Genomic DNA, 17,542 nt, shown 5'->3' on the forward strand with positions numbered 1-17,542 from the left:
CATGCAACTCTTATGCAATGTGATGTCGTGTTGACGAGATTAACTTTACCGGCTTAAGCGTCAATTAATCAGAGCAACGGTAAAACAATGAAAGTGTAAAAAACAAACTTTCATCAATTATGAAGAAAAAAAGAATAAATTGCGGAGAGTTGAAATAAAAAATTACAACAGGATGATTTTGAAAGGATTATGAAGAACTATACCTGAACTCTGGTTATTAAGAAAGCAACTTACCAGGAATAATCCGTAATAAATATAAACAGCACGCAAAAATAAGCCCTCAGTGATTAATCCGAGGGCGGATATATCTGTCACAACCTTTCCAGCATCAGTCCCGCGCGTAAACCACAGGCCACATTTGGATTAGGAAAGAGAACATATTCAACGTCATGGGTGACGATAAAACGCTCATCACCATCCTGGGCCAGTACGGTTCCCTCTTTAAACGCGGTAAAGTTCAGCGTCTGGTTGTCCATGTAGAGAATAAAATCGTCGCTGCGCCGTGTAATTTGCGCCACTACGCGATAGCGTAACGGCGGCGTCTCAGCTGCCGTTACGGGTCTGCCTGCCAACAACATTGTCAGCGCCTGCGCAGTGCGAGCAAACTGTGACAGGTTGTTTTGCCCAAACGGCAGCGCTTTGCCCAGCTCCAGCGTGCAGGCCAGCGCGCCAAAATGTTCCCCACTAAAATGGGTAAACGTTCCGCCCGGTGCCTGGTGGAACACCAAAGCCTCCAGCCCCGCATCCCCCAGCCAGTGAAGAAACGCCTCATCCCATGCCACATCACGCTGCGGTAGTACGCCAAAACGCAAGTGACGTGACCCGCGAATAGCCGTGTGGAGATCGAGATGCCAGCGAACTGATGACGCTGCACGCGCGTAAAAATCCTCCAGACACAGCTCAAGCTCGCGGGCACGCCGTGTTTCACCGCTCTCATCAAAGCACTGCCAGCGGCCGCCAAACATACGGTTCAGATCGCTATGACAATAGCGCTTTCCCGCAGCTAAGGCCTGCGGATTGCCAAGGATCACCAATAGCCGCCATGTCAGCGGCAGCTTGCCGCTAAACAACCCGGACAGCAAGGTGTCCAGTATTTCTACAGGTGCGGTTTCATTACCATGAATGCCCGCAGACAAAACCAGCGAACGCTCAATCGGCACAACCGGCGTCAGCTCCAGCATGCCATGCCCAATCCATTGCCAGTCAAAACCGTGAGCTCTCCCCCAGGAGGTATCTGGCGAGTCCCCCGCAAGCGTCAGCATCAGGAAATTATCCATGACGGGTACGCTCCTGCTGGAAGGGATACACCGAACCGAGGTTGAGTAATTGTGTCAACGTATCCAGTGCTTCACGCCCTTCGCGCAGCAACTGCGGGTCAGCAAGATCGGCTGCGGTAAGGCGATCGCGATAGTAACGATCAACCCAGTTATTCAGCGTGTTAAACAGCGCATCATTCATGAGAACCGCCGGGTTCACCGCCTGTTGCTCCTGTGGGGTTAACACGACCCGAAGGCGCAGACACGCCGGGCCACCACCGTTGGACATGCTTTCGCGCAGATCGAATACCCGTAGATCGTCAATCGGGTTGTCATCTTCAAGCAGACGGTTTAAATAATGCCATACCCCCGCATGCTCCCGGCATTCCTGCGGCAAGACCAACATCATTGAACCGTCATCACGACTGAGTAGCTGGCTGTTAAACAGATACGTTGCCACGGCATCCTGCACTGACACCTCCTCCAGGGGAACTTCCAGCGCCGTAAATCCCGCCACCTGGCTACGCAACTGCTGTAACAAAGCCTGCTGGTTGGCAAACGCCAATTCATGACAAAACAGCACCTGACGATTTGATACCGCAATAACATCGTTATGAAACACACCAAGATCGATAACATCCGGGTTTTGCTGAGCAAAGATAATCTGATTAGGATTCACCTGATTCAGGCGCGCAACAGCTTCGCTGGCCTCACGTGATTGCCTCGCCGGATAACGCTTCGGCTGCACGCCGTTGCCCTCTTCACGGCCATAGACAAACACCTGTACACCGGGATCACCATAATCACCGCCGAGGCGGTTATGGTTTGCCGCACCTTCATCCCCCAGTAACGCAACCTGTGGCAATGCACTATGGACCGTAAAGCGGCTCTCATCGCGGAAGATCGCGCTGAGTAACGCTTCAGTGGTCGGAGCCTCCAGCGAACGGTGAAACTTGTTATTCAGGTTGGCGACTGTCAGATGCACTTTCCCGTCCAGTGAATCTGCCGAAGGACAGACCGTTGCCGCATTCGCCACCCACATCGGCGAAGCGGAACTGGCACTGGAGAGCCAGTGAGGTGCCTGCCGTGCCACCTTTTCCAGCACCTGTTCGTCACTGCCGCTAAATCCCAACTGGCGCAGCACGGGAATACAGGGACGCTCGTGAGGTGGGATCACCGCCTGCGGGAATCCGGCATCGGCCAACGCCTTCATCTTCAATAAGCCCTGTTTCGCCGCCAGACGGGGATTCGACACCTGAAAGCGGTGTCGGGTTGAGGCTTCATTGCCAAATGACAACCCCGCATAATGGTGAGTCAGTCCCACCAGACCGTCGAAATTTACTTCGCGCGCTTTCATGGCTTATCCTCGCATGAAAAATCGAGTCCTGGGCTAAGCGCTGTCGGCAGCGTCAGGGTCGGAGATTCCAGGCTCGCCATCGGCCAGGCGCAATAATCTGCGGCATACCACGCACTGGCGCGATGGTTGCCTGAGGCACCAATCCCACCGAACGGCGCGGTGCTTGCCGCTCCGGTTAGCGGCTTATTCCAGTTGACGATGCCCGCACGAGCTTCCAGTAACAATTGGTCAAACTGATTACGATCCGGTGACACCAGCCCGCACGACAAACCAAAGCGCGTATTGTTGGCCATGCGAATGGCATCATCAAAGCTGTCATAACGCCAGACACCGAGCAGCGGGCCGAAGACCTCTTCATCCGCGACATTCGCCACGCCGGTCAGTTCAATAATGCCGGGGGTCAACAGTGAAGTCCCCGCTTGCACTTGACGTGGTGCCAGTAGGGTTCGCCCTCCCTGCGCTTCAAGGCGTTGCCAGGCGTCACAAACATGTTGCGCGGCCTGTTCAGAAATAAGCCCGCCAATAAACGGCTGCGGTTCAGCATCCCAGTTACCAGGCATTAAACGCTGACTGACATCCACCAGCCGCGCCAGAAACGCATCGCCCTGCGCCCCTTTTTTAACCAGCAGACGACGGGCACAGGTACACCGTTGCCCGGCTGTAACAAACGCTGACTGAATAGTCAGATGTACCGCCGCATCAATATCTTCGGGGTTCTCGATAATCAGCGGGTTGTTCCCTCCCATCTCCAGCGCGAGGATCTTCTCCGGCTGGCCAGATAGCTGACGATGCAGCTGATAACCCGTATTTGCGCTACCGGTAAACAGCAGACCATCAAGGTCCTCCAGTGCACTCAGTGCCTGCCCTGTTTCACGCCCGCCCTGCACCAGGTTCAATACGCCCGGCGGTAATCCCGCCTGTTCCCACAGTTTGATCACCGCCTCACCGGTCCACGGCGTCAGCTCGCTGGGCTTGAAAACCAGCGTATTGCCAGCCAACAGCGCCGGAACGATATGACCATTAGGTAAATGACCAGGAAAGTTATACGGGCCAAACACAGCCAGCACACCGTGTGGGCGATGACGTAACGTCGCTGCGCCATCTGGCAGCGCGTTATGCTGTTCCCCGGTACGGGTGTGATACGCCTTCACTGAGATCGCAATTTTATTGATCATCGCCGCCAGCTCGGTTGCAGCTTCCCAGCGCGGCTTGCCGGTTTCCCGTGCAATGATTGCCGTCAGTTCTACTTTATGACTCTCCAGCAGCGTCGCGAATTTCTCGATAATGTCCTGGCGGGCAGCAAATGCCTGTTTAGCCCAGCCCGGAAAGGCTGCCCGCGCCGCCTGGCATGCCAGTGCTACCTGAGTCGCATCGGCATCATTGCCTTGCCAAAGCACGTCCCCGCTCACCGGGTTCGTTTTCACCCGACGTGCGCCCAGCCCGGTCACCCAGTCACCGTTTATCCATAATGTCATGCTGCTTTCTCCTCTGCACAAAGACGCACAAAACGTACATGGTCCCCCGCGTGGCATTTCAGGGCGTCCAGTTGCGCTGCCGTCAGTACCAGTCGCTGGGTATTCGGGTCGGCACGCACTAACATGACGCGGAAGTTTTGGTAATTTTCATTAGCAACCAGGCAGGCAGGATATTCGCCCGGTGCAGGCTGACCTTCAGCCACTTCCACCAGTCGACTTTTGCGGATGGCACGTACCCGGTCAATATCGCATTCCAGCGTCGGCCCGCCGTCGAAAATATCGATATAGTTGCGGTAGCGAAACCCTTCTTTCTCGAGCACCGCACGGGCTGGCGCCGTTTGCGGATGCACTTCGCCAATCACGCTTTGTGCTTCCTCCGACAGGAAGTGGGTGTATATAGGATGTTTAGGCATCAGCTCAGCAATAAACGCTTTTTGTCCGGTGCCACAGAGAAAATCTGCGCGGCTGAATTCCATCGAGAAAAAGCGCTTGCCAAGGCTTTGCCAGAATGGCGAATAACCGTGCTCATCAATGACACCACGCATCTCTGCAACGACTTTTTCGTTAAAACGATCACGAAACGCCGCCATAAACATAAAGCGCGACTTCGACAACAAATAACCGTTACCTTCTTTACGCCAGTCCGGATCGAGAAACAGAGTGCAAAGCTCACTGCTTCCGGTGTGATCGTTACTGAGAAACAGCGTCGGCAATGCGTTATAGACATTCAACTCTTTCGAAGCATGAACCAGCGTGCCAACACGGTAGTTGTACCAGGGATCGTTAAGCCCTACCGCCACTTCAATAGCACAAATCCCCGCCACGGTTCCGGTGGCACTGTCTTCCAATACAAAAACGTAGCCCTGCTCGCTTTTAGGCAACTCGCCTCGCCAGGTTTTCAACGAACGATCAATACGCGCCGCCAGCGTGGCTTCATTTGCGGGCAATGACGTCAACCCACCGCCGGTCTTACTGGCAAGCTGCATTAACGCGGTGATATCCGCGTGTTCAATGGGACGGATCACCATCATGATGAACCTCCTGCTTTAATGCGTTCGCATGCCAGCGCAAAACGGTCGAGCCCGGTGGCCACCTCTTCCTGGCTGACGTTCAGCGCTGGCGCAAAACGCACCACGTTACCGCCGGCAATCAACACCATCACGCCAGCATTGGCCGCTTCCTGGGAGATCTGTTTCGCTTTTCCGGCAAATTCCGCATTCAGCACACAACCGATCAGCAGCCCAAGACCACGGATTTCACTAAACAGTCCAAAACGTTCGTTAATGGCGTTAATACGCGCCACAAACCAGTCATGACGCTGTTTCACACCATTGAGGACTTCCGGCGTGTTAACAATGTCCAACAGCTTACCCGCCACGGCAGTGGCTAATGGATTTCCGCCGTAAGTTGTGCCGTGAGTGCCCACGGTCATCACGCTGCTGCAACGTTCTGTGGTCAATAACGCGCCAATAGGGAACCCACCGCCAAGCGCTTTCGCCGTCGTCAGCAGGTCTGGCGTCACACCGTAGTGCATATAGGCATACAGTTCACCGGTACGCCCGACGCCGGTCTGTACCTCATCAAAAATCAGCAGCGCATTATGACGATCGCATAATTCACGCAGCCCCTGTAAAAACGCGGTGGTTGCAGGCACGACGCCGCCTTCCCCCTGCACGGGCTCCACAATAACCGCACAGGTGGTGTCATCAATCAATTGGCTGGCGGAGTCGAGGTCGTTATACACCGCGTGACGGATATCCGGCGGCAGTGGCGCGAAATCCTGTGAATAGGCTGGCTGCCCCCCAGCACTGACGGTAAACAGCGTGCGACCGTGGAAGGCGTTTTTAAATGCCACAATGCCGCTTTTTTGGCTGCCAAACCGATCGTGCGCAAATTTACGCGCCAGTTTTAGTGCAGCTTCGTTGGCCTCTGCGCCGGAGTTGCAGAAGAAAACACGCTCGGCAAACGTCGCGTCAATAAGCTTCTTCGCCAGACGCAATACCGGTTCGTTGGTGTAACCGTTGCCGGTGTGCCAGAATTTGCTGGCCTGGTCGTTTAATGCCTCACGCAATGCCGGATGAGCATGACCCAGTGCGTTAACCGCAATACCCCCCGCGAAATCGATATATTCTTTACCCTGTTGATCCCACAGACGTGAACCTTCACCACGCACCGGAATAAAAGGCGCTGGAGCATAGACAGGCATCATCCATTCATCAAAATTTTCACGCGTAACTGACAGAGACATAGCGACCTCAACGGTAAATAAAAGGTTATTTATATGTTAATAAATATAGTGTTTGCGGTGTAAATGTAGATTGCAGGGTTCGTGCCAGCCAGCGAAAAAAGTGCATAAACGGGGTCGAAGAACGGAATATCAACAAGTTACAACACAGAGATATTCACTATCTGTGCATATAAAGTGAATATGTTTGCGTATCAGATGACGAAATAGAGGAAAAACCGCAATTTTATTCAGTCACCAAATATAATTCTGGAATTGTGATCGTATACGAAATTTATCGGAAATTATTGCCCCATAGCGACGCGCTTCGCGCCAAAACGGTGCAGTTTTTGCTCCATCGTTAACACCATTAGCAATCATTGTTGGAATCAGGTGACAAGAAGCAGTCAGTTCGTGGAAATTCTGCTACCATCCTTGCACTATTCATCTTACAAAGTGGCAGCGACTATGAAATTTGTCTCTTTTAATATCAACGGCCTGCGTGCCCGTCCTCATCAACTGGCAGCCATTGTCGAAAAACACCAACCGGATGTTATTGGCTTACAGGAGACAAAAGTTCACGACGATATGTTCCCTCTCGAAGAGGTAGCAAAACTGGGCTATAACGTTTTCTATCACGGTCAGAAAGGCCATTACGGTGTGGCACTGTTGACCAAAGAAACACCGATTGCAGTGCGCCGTGGTTTCCCGAATGATGACGAAGAGGCTCAGCGCCGTATCATTATGGCGGAGATCCCGTCTCCGCTTGGCAACATTACCGTCATCAACGGCTACTTCCCACAGGGCGAAAGCCGCGACCATGAAACTAAATTCCCGGCGAAAGCGGCGTTCTATCAGAACTTACAAAGCTATCTTGAGACGGAGCTGAAACGCGATAATCCGGTGCTGATCATGGGTGATATGAATATCAGCCCAACCGACCTGGATATCGGCATCGGTGAAGAGAATCGCAAACGCTGGCTACGTACCGGGAAATGTTCCTTCCTGCCGGAAGAACGCGAGTGGATGGAGCGTCTGTTAGGTTGGGGGCTGGTGGACACCTATCGTCACGCGCATCCTGATAAAAACGACCAGTTTTCGTGGTTTGATTACCGCTCGAAAGGCTTTGACGATAACCGTGGTCTGCGTATTGATCTGCTGCTGGCAAGCAATCCGCTGGCAGAACGCTGTGAAGAAACGGGTATCGACTATGAGATCCGCAGCATGGAAAAACCGTCCGACCACGCGCCAGTGTGGGCAAAATTCCGCGTCTAATCATCTGCATTTTTTCGCTCTCCGGGCCTCGCCTGGAGAGTCAGTATATTCTGTGCAAAATCAATAAAGCGACGGTAATACATTGTTGCGAGCGGGATTTTAATATATCTTCGCGCGCACTTTTCGCTGGTGAAAACGCGTCATTACCCACGGATTTACAGGAGCCCCCCATGAAAAAGAAGTTCGCATAAGGCAGAATGCCGACTGCTGATTGTGGCAGTGCTATTCTGCGCCCTGGCTGGGGTTTTCCACTATTTTGGTCTGTCTGATCTGATAACCAATCTCCATCATTTACAGGATGTCATCCGCCAAAGCGGCCTGTTCGGCTACGCGCTTTATATTCTGCTATTTATCGTCGCGGCGCTGAGCCTGATACCCGGCAGCATTCTGGTGATTGTCGGCGGTATCCTTTTCGGCCCGCTGGTTGGCACGCTTATCTCTTTATTGGCAGCAACCGTTGCCTCGGCATTGTCATTTTTACTGGCACGCTGGCTTGGGCGGGAACTATTACTGAAACATGCCGGGCATACGGCGACGTTTCAGGCGATCGAAAAAGGGATTGCCCATAGCGGTATCGACTTTCTGATTCTGACCCGCCTCGTTCCACTGTTTCCTTATAATATTCAAAATTATGCTTACGGACTGACGGCCATTCCGTTCTGGTCATTTACGCTGATTTCAGCTGTCACCACGTTACCTGGCATCTTTATCTATACGCTGATGTCACACGAACTCGCCAGTGAAGGCATCACCTGGGCGTTTATCGTTAAACTCAGTGTTGCAGGCTTTGCCTTGTTTGCCCTTGTGCAGGCGGCAAAAGCCTGGGCCCGATATAAACATGTCGACCCCTCTGCAAATCGAGAACTTGCCGGTAAATGAGAACGTTGAATAAAATGCAGATCAGAACGTGTTGCCGGGTTGGGTTAATTGCCCTGTTGGTAGCCGCGTTGATGGCGTGGGCATGGCTGCCCGACGTGAGAGACTTTCTCACGCAGAGCCTGACTGCGTTTACCACGCTTGATCAGCTTGCTCTTGAAAATTTTATTCGTTCCTGGGGACCTCAGGCAGCGATCGTATCGTTCTTCCTGATGATTTTACAGGCAATCATCGCCCCGCTTCCCGCCTTCCTGATCACCTTTGCGAATGCCTCATTATTCGGCGCATTCTGGGGAGGTGTTCTCTCCTGGACCAGTGCGATGGCAGGTGCAGCACTCTGCTTTTTTATCGCCCGGGTGTTCGGTCGCAGCGCAGTAGAAAGATTAACCGGTAAAACGGTGCTGAAAAATATGGACGTTTTTTTTGAACGCTACGGTAAACACGCCATTCTGGTCTGCCGCCTGTTACCTTTCGTTCCGTTCGATCCGGTCAGCTACGCCGCCGGCCTGACGTCCATCCGCTTTCGTCATTTTTTCATCGCCACCGGTATTGGCCAGTTGCCTGCCACTATCGTTTACTCATGGGCCGGTAGCCTGCTGACCGGCGGCACATATTGGTGCGTGACCGGGCTGTTTATTCTGTTTGCCCTGAGTGTTGTGATTTCAGTGACAAGAGGCTTTTACCTTGAGCGGCACAGGAAGCGTTCCTGAAGCCTCCATAAACGATTGGAGATACTATGCGTTACTGTTTATTATGCCTGAGTTTGCTGCTCTCTCCGCTGGCAACCTTTGCGCAGAGCGATAACTGGCAGCAAATCAAAAACGACGCCCGGGGTCAGACGGTGTGGTTTAACGCCTGGGGAGGCGATAATGCCGTTAATCAGTATCTCGACTGGGTTAGCGGTGAAATGAAAACACACTACGCCATTAACCTGAAAATTGTCCGTCTGGCGGATGCAGCCGATGCGGTAAAACGCATCCAGACCGAAGCGGCATCAGGGCGTAAAACAGGCGGTTCGGTTGATCTTCTGTGGGTCAATGGCGAGAATTTTCGCGCGCTGAAAGATGCTGGCCTGCTGCAAACGCAGTGGGCACAAATGCTGCCCAACTGGCACTACGTCGATACCCAACAACCGGTGACTGAAGACTTCGCCATTCCGACAGAGGGCGCCGAATCTCCATGGGGTGGCGCGCAGTTAACCTTTATCGCCAATCGGGATATCACCGAACAACCACCTCGCTCTGCGCAGGCACTGCTGGAATTTGCGCGAGCGCATCCCGGTACGGTGACCTATCCGCGCCCACCCGACTTTACCGGCACCGCTTTTCTCGAACAGTTGCTGATTACGCTCACCGCTAAACCACAAGCACTGAAAAGTGCTCCCGATACAGCCACGTTCGCCGAGGTTACCGCCCCATTGTGGCAATATCTTGATGCTTTACATCCCGTACTGTGGCGCGAAGGGAAAGACTTTCCCCCTACGCCTGCCCGGATGGATGCCCTGCTGAATACCGGCACGCTGCGGATATCGTTAACCTTTAACCCCGCGCATGCACAGCAAAAAATCGCTCGCGGCGAGTTACCGAAAAACAGCTATAGTTTTGGCTTCTCTCAGGGCATGCTGGGCAATGTGCATTTTGTCACCATTCCCGCTAATGCGCGTGCCAGTGCCGGGGCGAAAGTAGTGGCTAACTTCCTGCTCTCGCCCGAAGCGCAGCTCCGCAAAGCTGACCCCACCTTTTGGGGCGATCCTTCCGTGCTTGACCCCCAAAAATTACCAGACCAACAGCGGGAAGCGCTACTGGCTCGAATCCCGAATGGACTCCCGGCTGTCCTGCCTGAGCCACACGCAGCCTGGGTAAATGCACTGGAACAAGAATGGCTACGCCGTTACGGTACACATTAAATCTGCTGCTCTGGACCTTCATGGCGGCAATCTATTTACCGCTGGTCCCTGCGGCTTTTACGCTAATTGCACCCGCGCTTGCCATTGCACACTGGCTGGCGTTGTTTGCCGATCCCCAACTCCTGCAGGCGTTACTGGCGACGTTGGTTTCTGTCACGCTGGCAGCCACTGGCGCGCTCAGTATCGCCCTGCTGACCGTCCTTGCATTCTGGCCCGGCGCCAGATGGGCACGGCTTTGTACTCGCCTCCCCTGGCTGCTGGCGGTTCCGCATGTTGCTTTTGCCACCAGTACGCTGTTACTTTTCGCCGAGGGCGGCATGCTCTACCGTATATTGCCGTTTCTCAGCCCACTGTTGGACCGCTACGGTGTGGGTCTGGGCTTCACATTGGCGGTGAAAGAAAGCGCTTTTTTACTCTGGATCCTTTCCGCTTTATTGAGTGAAAAGCAGTTGTCACAGCAGGTCATCGTGCTGGACTCTCTGGGTTACAGCCGGTTGCAGTGTCTGAACTGGCTGGTACTGCCCTCTATCGCGCCGGCGCTGGGGAAAGTTATGCTGGCGATTGTCGCGTGGTCTCTCTCCGTCGTTGATGTCGCCATCATCCTTGGACCCGGCAACCCCCCAACGCTTGCGGTGTTGAGCTGGCAATGGTTAAGCCAGGGCGACGCCGACCAGCAAACAAAAGGCGCGCTCGCCAGTTTGCTGCTGGTGCTGTTACTGGTCATTTTTGCGCTGGTGGGCTATCTGCTCTGGCGCGGCTGGCGACGCACAATTCCGGCAATCAGCGGTGTACGCCTGCATTTTTCATCCTGTACAGCCGGACGCTCGCTGATACAACTTCTGCCCATCAGCGGCGTTGTGTGTGCAGTCGTTCTGCTCCTGATGGCGGAATACTCATCGCTGAACAGAGATGCGCTGATCAACAGCCTGCAAATGGGGGTTCTGGCCAGTACGCTTGCCCTGGTCACACTGTTGATATGGCTGGAATGGGGGCCACAAACCGGACATCGTTGGGTCTGGTTGCCCATTATCTTACCCGCGTTACCGCTGGTCACCGGGCAATATACACTGGCGCTATATGCTGAACAGGATGGCCAGTTCATCACGGTGGTCTGGGGGCATTTATTGTGGGTAACACCATGGATGTTGTTTGTGCTTAAACCTGCATGGCAGCGTATTGACTCGCGCCTTATTGTGATTGCGCAAACGCTGGGCTGGACACAAAACCGAATCTTCTGGCAGGTAAAATGCCCGTTGATTCTGCGCCCGGCACTGATTGCCTTCGCCGTAGGATTTTCGGTTAGTATTGCCCAGTACATGCCAACCTTATGGCTAGGCGCAGGTCGTTATCCCACACTTACGACCGAAGCCGTAGCATTAAGCAGCGGTGGCAGCACCGCTATTCTGGCGGCACAGGCACTATGGCAATTGCTGTTACCGTTGGTTGTTTTCGCACTCGCAGCCTCGCTTTCCGCCTGGGTTGGCCGCTTTCGACAAGGACTCCGCTAATGCTCATAGTGCAAAATGTTTCCCTGTACCAGGGTTCAACTCCGCTGCTGACGGGCGTCAACCTCCAGGTCAACAAAGGTGACATTGTCACTATTATGGGACCTTCGGGAAGCGGCAAGTCTTCACTATTTTCATGGATGATTGGTGCGCTCTCCGATCAATTTCGTGCATCCGGTCAACTATGGCTCAATGAACGGCGCATTGACACATTACCTACCGCGCAGCGCCAGATTGGTATTCTGTTCCAGGATGCCCTGCTGTTTGATCATTTCAGTGTTGGACAAAATTTATCACTGGCGCTACCCGCTGACCTGAAAGGTACGGCGAGACGCGATGAAGTGGAACATGCCCTTGAGCGCGCTGACCTGGCAGGCTTTTACCATCGCGACCCGGCATCGCTGTCCGGAGGGCAACGCTCACGCATTGCCCTGCTTCGCGCCCTGCTGGCACAACCGCAGGCTTTGCTGCTGGATGAACCCTTCAGTCGCCTGGATACGTCACTGCGGGATACGTTTCGCCAGTGGGTTTTCACCGAAGTGCGCAAGTTGGGGATCCCTGTGGTGCAAGTAACCCATGATACACAAGACGTTCCCCCGGCAGGCCGTGTATTACAAATGAACGCCTGGGTGTGAATGTGGTCTTATGCTGCGTTAACGCAAGGATTTTACTTAACTGGCGGCACAAAATGTCGTCCTCTTTTTTCAACGTCGGGCTATTCGATGAAACGTGTTTCTCAAATGACCGCGCTGGCACTGGCTTTAGGGCTCGCTTGCGCTTCTTCATGGGCTGCTGAAACAGCACAGACGCTTACCCTCAACCAGTTACAGCAAAAACAAGGCGCGGCAATCGATACCCGTCAGAGCGCTTTTTATAATGGCTGGCCTCAGTCGCTCAATGGCCCTTCCGGGCACGAACCCTCCGCACTGAATCTGTCTGCCGCCTGGCTCGACAAGATGAACGATGAACAACTTACCGCCTGGGTTCAGGCACATCAGTTAAAAACCGATGCGCCAGTGGCACTGTATGGCAACGACAGCGATGTGAAAGCCGTCAAAGCCCGCCTGCAAAAAGTGGGTTTTAACTCTATTTCGACCCTTAGCGACGCGCTACAGGACCCTGCACGCTTGCAGCGTCTGCCGCACTTCGAACAATTAGTCTACCCACAATGGCTACACGATCTTCAGCAAGGCAAAGACGTTACCGCAAAACCGGCTGGTGACTGGAAAGTTATTGAAGCGGCCTGGGGTGCGCCAAAATTTTATCTGCTGAGCCATATTCCGGGGGCGGGATACATTGACACTAACGAAGTGGAAAGCGAACCGCTGTGGAATAAAGTCTCCGACGGACAGCTAAAAGCGATGCTGGCTAAACACGGTATCCGCCATGACACCACGGTAATTTTGTATGGCCGCGATGTGTACGCCGCCGCACGCGTGGCGCAAATCATGCTGTATGCGGGCGTAAAAGATGTTCGCCTGCTCGACGGTGGCTGGCAAACCTGGTCCGACGCAGGTTTACCCGTAGAACGCGGCACCCCGCCGACGGTCAAACCAGAACCGGATTTTGGCGTCACGATCCCCGCCCAACCACAATTGATGCTGGATATGGCACAGGCTCGCGGCTTGCTGCATCGCCAGGATGCGTCACTGGTCAGCATCCGTTCGTGGCCAGAGTTTATCGGCACCACCAGTGGATACAGCTACATCAAGCCAAAAGGTGAAATCTCCGGCGCTCGTTGGGGCCATGCAGGAAGTGACTCCACCCACATGGAGGATTTCCATAATCCGGATGGCACGATGCGCAGTGCAGACGACATCGCCGCCATGTGGAAGCAATGGAACATTCTGCCGGATCAGCAGGTCTCTTTTTATTGCGGTACCGGTTGGCGCGCCTCAGAAACCTTTATGTACGCCCGCGCAATGGGCTGGCAAAACGTGTCGGTCTATGATGGCGGTTGGTATGAATGGAGCAGCGATCCAAAGAACCCGGTAGCCAGCGGTGAACGTGGTCCGGACAGCAGCAAGTAAGACTGTCATGATTGCCGGATACGGCGAAAATGCTTTCCCGGCCTACATTAGCCATCGTTGTAGGCCGGATAAGCGTCGGACATCCGGCAACGCAATACGTTACGCCTGACGCGAAACCGCTTTCAGCGTCAAATATCCACTCCAGATCCGGGTGAGTGTTGTCATCCAGCACAGTGCGCCAAATATCCATGCCATCAGGGCAAAATATCCTGGGAACAGACAGCCAAGCACAAACAGCAAAATGGTCTCGGTTCCTTCGGTCAGCCCGCCCAGATAATAAAACGACTTATGCGCATAACCCGGATTATCAATCTGGTGTTTCGCCGCCAACGCGGCAAAGGCGAGAAAGCTGCTACCCGTTCCGATAAAGGCAAACAACAGCCAGCTTCCGGCCAGCGCATTCAGCTCCGGTGCGGCCAGAATAAAACCAAACGGTACTAAGGCGTAAAAAAGAAAGTCGAGCGAGATATCGAGAAACCCGCCGGCATCAGTAAGCCCCCTGCGCCGCGCCAGCGCACCGTCCAGTCCATCAAACAGTCGATTTAGCACGATAACCACCAACGCCGCCTGATACCAGCCTAAAGCCAGAAACGGCAACGCCAGCACGCCAATGGCAAAACCAACCAGTGTCAGGCCATCCGGCGTAATTGCGGGCTTATCGATAACCAGCACACACCTATGCAAAAGCGGTTTTAAGCGCGGATGAAGATGGCGATCAAGCATGTGGGCGTCCTTTGACGGTGTCGCACAGTCCCTGCGAAGGAATATCAAGGGCGGCATTAAAGCGCGCCGAGAGATTTTGGAACGCAATCAGCGCGGTCATTTCAGTAATTGCATCCTCGGTAAAATGCAGCTTCATTTGCGCCTTTAATGCCTCATCAACCCGAGGCGGCGTGGCAGTAACGGCATCGGCATAAGCTAATGCGACACGTTCTTCTTCACTGAACAGCGCCGATTCTTGCCAGGCAGCAACCTGCCATACTTTATCCAGTGCGCCACAGCGTTCAGCCAGACGTAAACTGTTGGCATCCACACAAAAGGCGCAATGGCACACCTGAGAAACACGTGTCATCAACAATGCTCGCATTACCGGCGTTAAGCGCGCCCGCTTACGCTCCAGGAAACCAACAAACAGCGCCACAAGCCAGAACAGAAATGGCATTCGCCCCCACCAGCGTGTGGGATGTAGTACATCGCCATAGTGTTTTTTCTGTGTTGCAACAAGCGGTTTCAAACTGGAAGGGATACGCGTCAACGGTTTTACCCATGACTGAGGCTCATTCAACGGTTGCTCCTGAATACTTTTGGTCAAACCCATGGTTAACTATATTATGTCATTTTCTGCTGTTAGATCCTGATGAATATGATGAAAACCCTCGACGTGGTCGCCGCGATTATTGAACGTGATGGCAAAATTTTACTGGCTCAACGCCCGCAGCATGCAGATCAGTCCGGTATGTGGGAATTTGCTGGTGGTAAGGTTGAACCAGGCGAGAGCCAACCACAGGCGCTGGTCCGTGAATTACGAGAGGAATTGGGTATCGAGGCTATCGTAGGGGATTACATCGCCAGTCATCAGCGTGAAGTGTCAGGCCGATTGATACTTCTGCATGCCTGGCACGTGGCGGCTTATCAGGGCGAGCTTTACGCCCATGAGCATCAGGATTTGGTCTGGTGCTCACCCGAAGAGGCGCTGCGTTATCCACTCGCGCCTGCCGATATCCCGCTATTAGAAGCGTTTATTCTTTTACACGCCGCCAGACCAGCGGATTCGTGCTGATGGTTTTCTCATCGCGCTGGCACTGTAGCAGCACGCCATCGGCTTTCACCACCGCCCCTTCTGAATAGTTTTGATCCTGATAAATGCAGCACTGATTACAGGGCTGCGCGCGCTGGCCGCTGGAACTGAACACTTCCGGCGGCACATTCACTTGCACATCCGGACGATAAAGCTGATTTGCCAGTACCCCGTTGGATAACATCACCAACGCACCTGCCATGATTAAACGGCGCATATTCGTTCCTTTTTAACTGACATCTATGCTCAGTATAACGGTATAAACCGGCAGAAACTTTAGTTCCTCCATCATCGTTTTTGGTTATGAGCAACGCTGCGATATTAATTTACTTAGCGGGATTAATTTTTTCTTGCGTCTCGTCACACCGCTGATGGTATAGTCAAAAACTGCAAAACACTTAACACAAATATCAAAAATATAACCATATCAATACATAAGAGGTTCTTATATCTATGGATCAGACATGTTCTCTGGAGTCGTTTCTCAACCATGTACAAAAGCGCGACCCGAATCAGACCGAGTTCGCGCAAGCCGTTCGTGAGGTAATGACGACACTGTGGCCGTTCCTTGAGCAAAATCCGCGTTATCGTCAAATGTCATTGCTGGAACGTCTGGTTGAACCGGAGCGCGTGATCCAGTTCCGCGTGGTCTGGCTCGACGATCGTAATCAGGTACAGGTTAACCGTGCGTGGCGCGTACAGTTCAGCTCCGCGATTGGCCCGTATAAAGGCGGCATGCGTTTCCATCCTTCGGTGAACCTGTCGATCCTGAAGTTCCTCGGCTTCGAGCAGACCTTTAAAAACGCACTCACCACGCTGCCGATGGGCGGTGGTAAAGGCGGCAGCGACTTTGACCCGAAAGGTAAAAGCGAAGGCGAAATCATGCGTTTTTGTCAGGCGCTGATGACGGAACTGTTCCGCCATTTAGGGCCCGATACCGACGTCCCTGCGGGTGATATCGGCGTGGGCGGTCGTGAGGTCGGCTTTATGGCCGGGATGATGAAAAAGCTGTCCAATAACAGCGCCTGCGTCTTCACCGGAAAAGGCCTTTCTTTCGGTGGCAGCCTGATTCGCCCGGAAGCAACTGGCTACGGTCTGGTGTACTTCACCGAAGCGATGCTCAAACGTCATGGTCTGGGTTTTGAAGGGATGCGTGTGGCGGTCTCCGGCTCCGGTAACGTTGCACAATTCGCTATTGAGAAGGCGATGGAGTTTGGTGCGCGCGTGGTTACTGCCTCCGATTCCAGCGGTACCGTAGTTGATGAAAGTGGATTTACAAAAGAAAAACTGGCGCGTCTGTGCGCGATTAAAGACAGCCGTGACGGTCGCGTGGCGGATTACGCCCGTGAGTTTGGTCTGACCTACCTGGAAGGGAAACAACCATGGTCTGTTCCGGTTGATATCGCCCTGCCATGCGCAACCCAGAACGAGCTGGATGTCGATGCAGCACGCGTACTGATCGCCAATGGCGTGAAAGCCGTCGCCGAAGGCGCCAATATGCCAACGACCATCGAGGCCACCGATCTGTTCCTGGAAGCTGGCGTTTTGTTCGCGCCAGGCAAAGCCGCTAACGCGGGTGGTGTAGCCACATCCGGTCTGGAAATGGCGCAGAATGCCGCGCGTCTGGGCTGGAAGGCAGAGAAAGTCGATGCCCGTCTGCACCATATCATGCTGGATATTCACCATGCCTGTGTCGAGTACGGCGGTGAAAGCAAACAAACCAACTATGTGCGCGGTGCCAACATCGCGGGCTTCGTAAAAGTTGCCGACGCGATGCTGGGCCAGGGTGTGATTTAATTCACCCCGTAGGCCAGATGCGGCACACGTGCCTTATCCGGCC

At 53.6% G+C, this 17,542-nt stretch carries 17 protein-coding genes; 9 read left to right on the forward strand and 8 right to left on the reverse strand.

Annotation, left to right across the window (positions count from 1 at the left end; all coding sequences use genetic code 11):
- Positions 1 to 311 precede the first annotated feature (311 nt).
- From astE to astC, 5 genes are read right to left on the reverse strand one after another with little or no spacing between them, the layout of a single operon-like run.
- Positions 312 to 1,277: a succinylglutamate desuccinylase gene (gene astE / locus OGX95_RS16000; protein WP_286630134.1), complete on the reverse strand. Its 966-nt coding sequence runs from the start codon at positions 1,275 to 1,277 to the stop codon at positions 312 to 314.
- Positions 1,270 to 2,613: an N-succinylarginine dihydrolase gene (gene astB, locus OGX95_RS16005; protein ID WP_286630135.1), complete on the reverse strand. Its 1,344-nt coding sequence runs from the start codon at positions 2,611 to 2,613 to the stop codon at positions 1,270 to 1,272. The genes astE and astB overlap by 8 nt, the downstream gene beginning before the upstream one ends.
- Entirely contained in the window at positions 2,610 to 4,088 is a 1,479-nt protein-coding gene (astD, locus tag OGX95_RS16010) for a succinylglutamate-semialdehyde dehydrogenase (RefSeq protein WP_286630136.1), read from the reverse strand. Before astD ends, astB begins: the two co-directional genes overlap by 4 nt.
- Positions 4,085 to 5,119, reverse strand: a complete 1,035-nt coding sequence (astA, locus tag OGX95_RS16015) for an arginine N-succinyltransferase (protein ID WP_286630137.1) — start codon at positions 5,117 to 5,119, stop codon at positions 4,085 to 4,087. Before astA ends, astD begins: the two co-directional genes overlap by 4 nt.
- On the reverse strand, positions 5,116 to 6,336 hold the full coding sequence (gene astC, locus OGX95_RS16020) for a succinylornithine/acetylornithine transaminase (RefSeq protein ID WP_286630138.1): 1,221 nt from the start codon (positions 6,334 to 6,336) through the stop codon (positions 5,116 to 5,118). The genes astA and astC overlap by 4 nt, the downstream gene beginning before the upstream one ends.
- 444 nt (positions 6,337 to 6,780) lie before the next feature.
- On the opposite strand from astC, the gene xthA reads away from it, so the two are divergent.
- From xthA to OGX95_RS16055, 7 genes are all read left to right on the forward strand, one after another.
- Entirely contained in the window at positions 6,781 to 7,587 is an 807-nt protein-coding gene (gene xthA, locus OGX95_RS16025) for an exodeoxyribonuclease III (RefSeq protein WP_286630139.1), read from the forward strand.
- Between the two features lie 219 nt (positions 7,588 to 7,806).
- Positions 7,807 to 8,466, forward strand: coding sequence for a TVP38/TMEM64 family protein (locus OGX95_RS16030; RefSeq protein WP_286630140.1), 660 nt, complete (start codon positions 7,807 to 7,809; stop codon positions 8,464 to 8,466).
- Between the two features lie 14 nt (positions 8,467 to 8,480).
- Complete coding sequence (locus OGX95_RS16035) at positions 8,481 to 9,173, forward strand: TVP38/TMEM64 family protein (protein ID WP_286630141.1); 693 nt, start codon at positions 8,481 to 8,483, stop codon at positions 9,171 to 9,173.
- A gap of 26 nt (positions 9,174 to 9,199) precedes the next feature.
- Positions 9,200 to 10,369, forward strand: coding sequence for an ABC transporter substrate-binding protein (locus OGX95_RS16040; RefSeq protein ID WP_286630142.1), 1,170 nt, complete (start codon positions 9,200 to 9,202; stop codon positions 10,367 to 10,369).
- A complete protein-coding gene (locus OGX95_RS16045; protein WP_286630143.1) occupies positions 10,342 to 11,877 on the forward strand; it encodes an ABC transporter permease family protein in 1,536 nt (511 codons plus the stop codon). Before OGX95_RS16040 ends, OGX95_RS16045 begins: the two co-directional genes overlap by 28 nt.
- The gene (locus OGX95_RS16050; protein WP_286630144.1) at positions 11,877 to 12,509 is read left to right on the forward strand and encodes an ATP-binding cassette domain-containing protein; all 633 of its coding nucleotides are present in this window, start codon (positions 11,877 to 11,879) and stop codon (positions 12,507 to 12,509) included. The genes OGX95_RS16045 and OGX95_RS16050 overlap by 1 nt, the downstream gene beginning before the upstream one ends.
- 87 nt (positions 12,510 to 12,596) lie before the next feature.
- The gene (locus tag OGX95_RS16055) at positions 12,597 to 13,904 is read left to right on the forward strand and encodes a sulfurtransferase (protein WP_286630145.1); all 1,308 of its coding nucleotides are present in this window, start codon (positions 12,597 to 12,599) and stop codon (positions 13,902 to 13,904) included.
- Positions 13,905 to 14,003: 99 nt separating this feature from the next.
- Here OGX95_RS16055 and OGX95_RS16060 read toward each other — a convergent pair whose 3' ends face one another.
- A complete protein-coding gene (locus tag OGX95_RS16060) occupies positions 14,004 to 14,627 on the reverse strand; it encodes a CDP-alcohol phosphatidyltransferase family protein (RefSeq protein ID WP_286630146.1) in 624 nt (207 codons plus the stop codon).
- Complete coding sequence (locus tag OGX95_RS16065; protein ID WP_286630147.1) at positions 14,620 to 15,189, reverse strand: carboxymuconolactone decarboxylase family protein; 570 nt, start codon at positions 15,187 to 15,189, stop codon at positions 14,620 to 14,622. The genes OGX95_RS16060 and OGX95_RS16065 overlap by 8 nt, the downstream gene beginning before the upstream one ends.
- A gap of 81 nt (positions 15,190 to 15,270) precedes the next feature.
- On the opposite strand from OGX95_RS16065, the gene OGX95_RS16070 reads away from it, so the two are divergent.
- Entirely contained in the window at positions 15,271 to 15,684 is a 414-nt protein-coding gene (locus OGX95_RS16070) for a pyrimidine (deoxy)nucleoside triphosphate diphosphatase (RefSeq protein WP_286630187.1), read from the forward strand.
- Here OGX95_RS16070 and OGX95_RS16075 read toward each other — a convergent pair.
- The gene (locus OGX95_RS16075) at positions 15,644 to 15,919 is read right to left on the reverse strand and encodes a YnjH family protein (protein ID WP_137383420.1); all 276 of its coding nucleotides are present in this window, start codon (positions 15,917 to 15,919) and stop codon (positions 15,644 to 15,646) included. The genes OGX95_RS16070 and OGX95_RS16075 overlap by 41 nt on opposite strands.
- Positions 15,920 to 16,155: 236 nt before the next feature.
- Here OGX95_RS16075 and gdhA point away from each other — a divergent pair, with 236 nt between their 5' ends.
- On the forward strand, positions 16,156 to 17,499 hold the full coding sequence (gene gdhA, locus OGX95_RS16080) for an NADP-specific glutamate dehydrogenase (RefSeq protein ID WP_003832501.1): 1,344 nt from the start codon (positions 16,156 to 16,158) through the stop codon (positions 17,497 to 17,499).
- Positions 17,500 to 17,542 lie beyond the last annotated feature (43 nt).

The organism is Citrobacter sp. Cu233 (assembly GCF_030332225.1).
Classification (GTDB): domain Bacteria; phylum Pseudomonadota; class Gammaproteobacteria; order Enterobacterales; family Enterobacteriaceae; genus Citrobacter.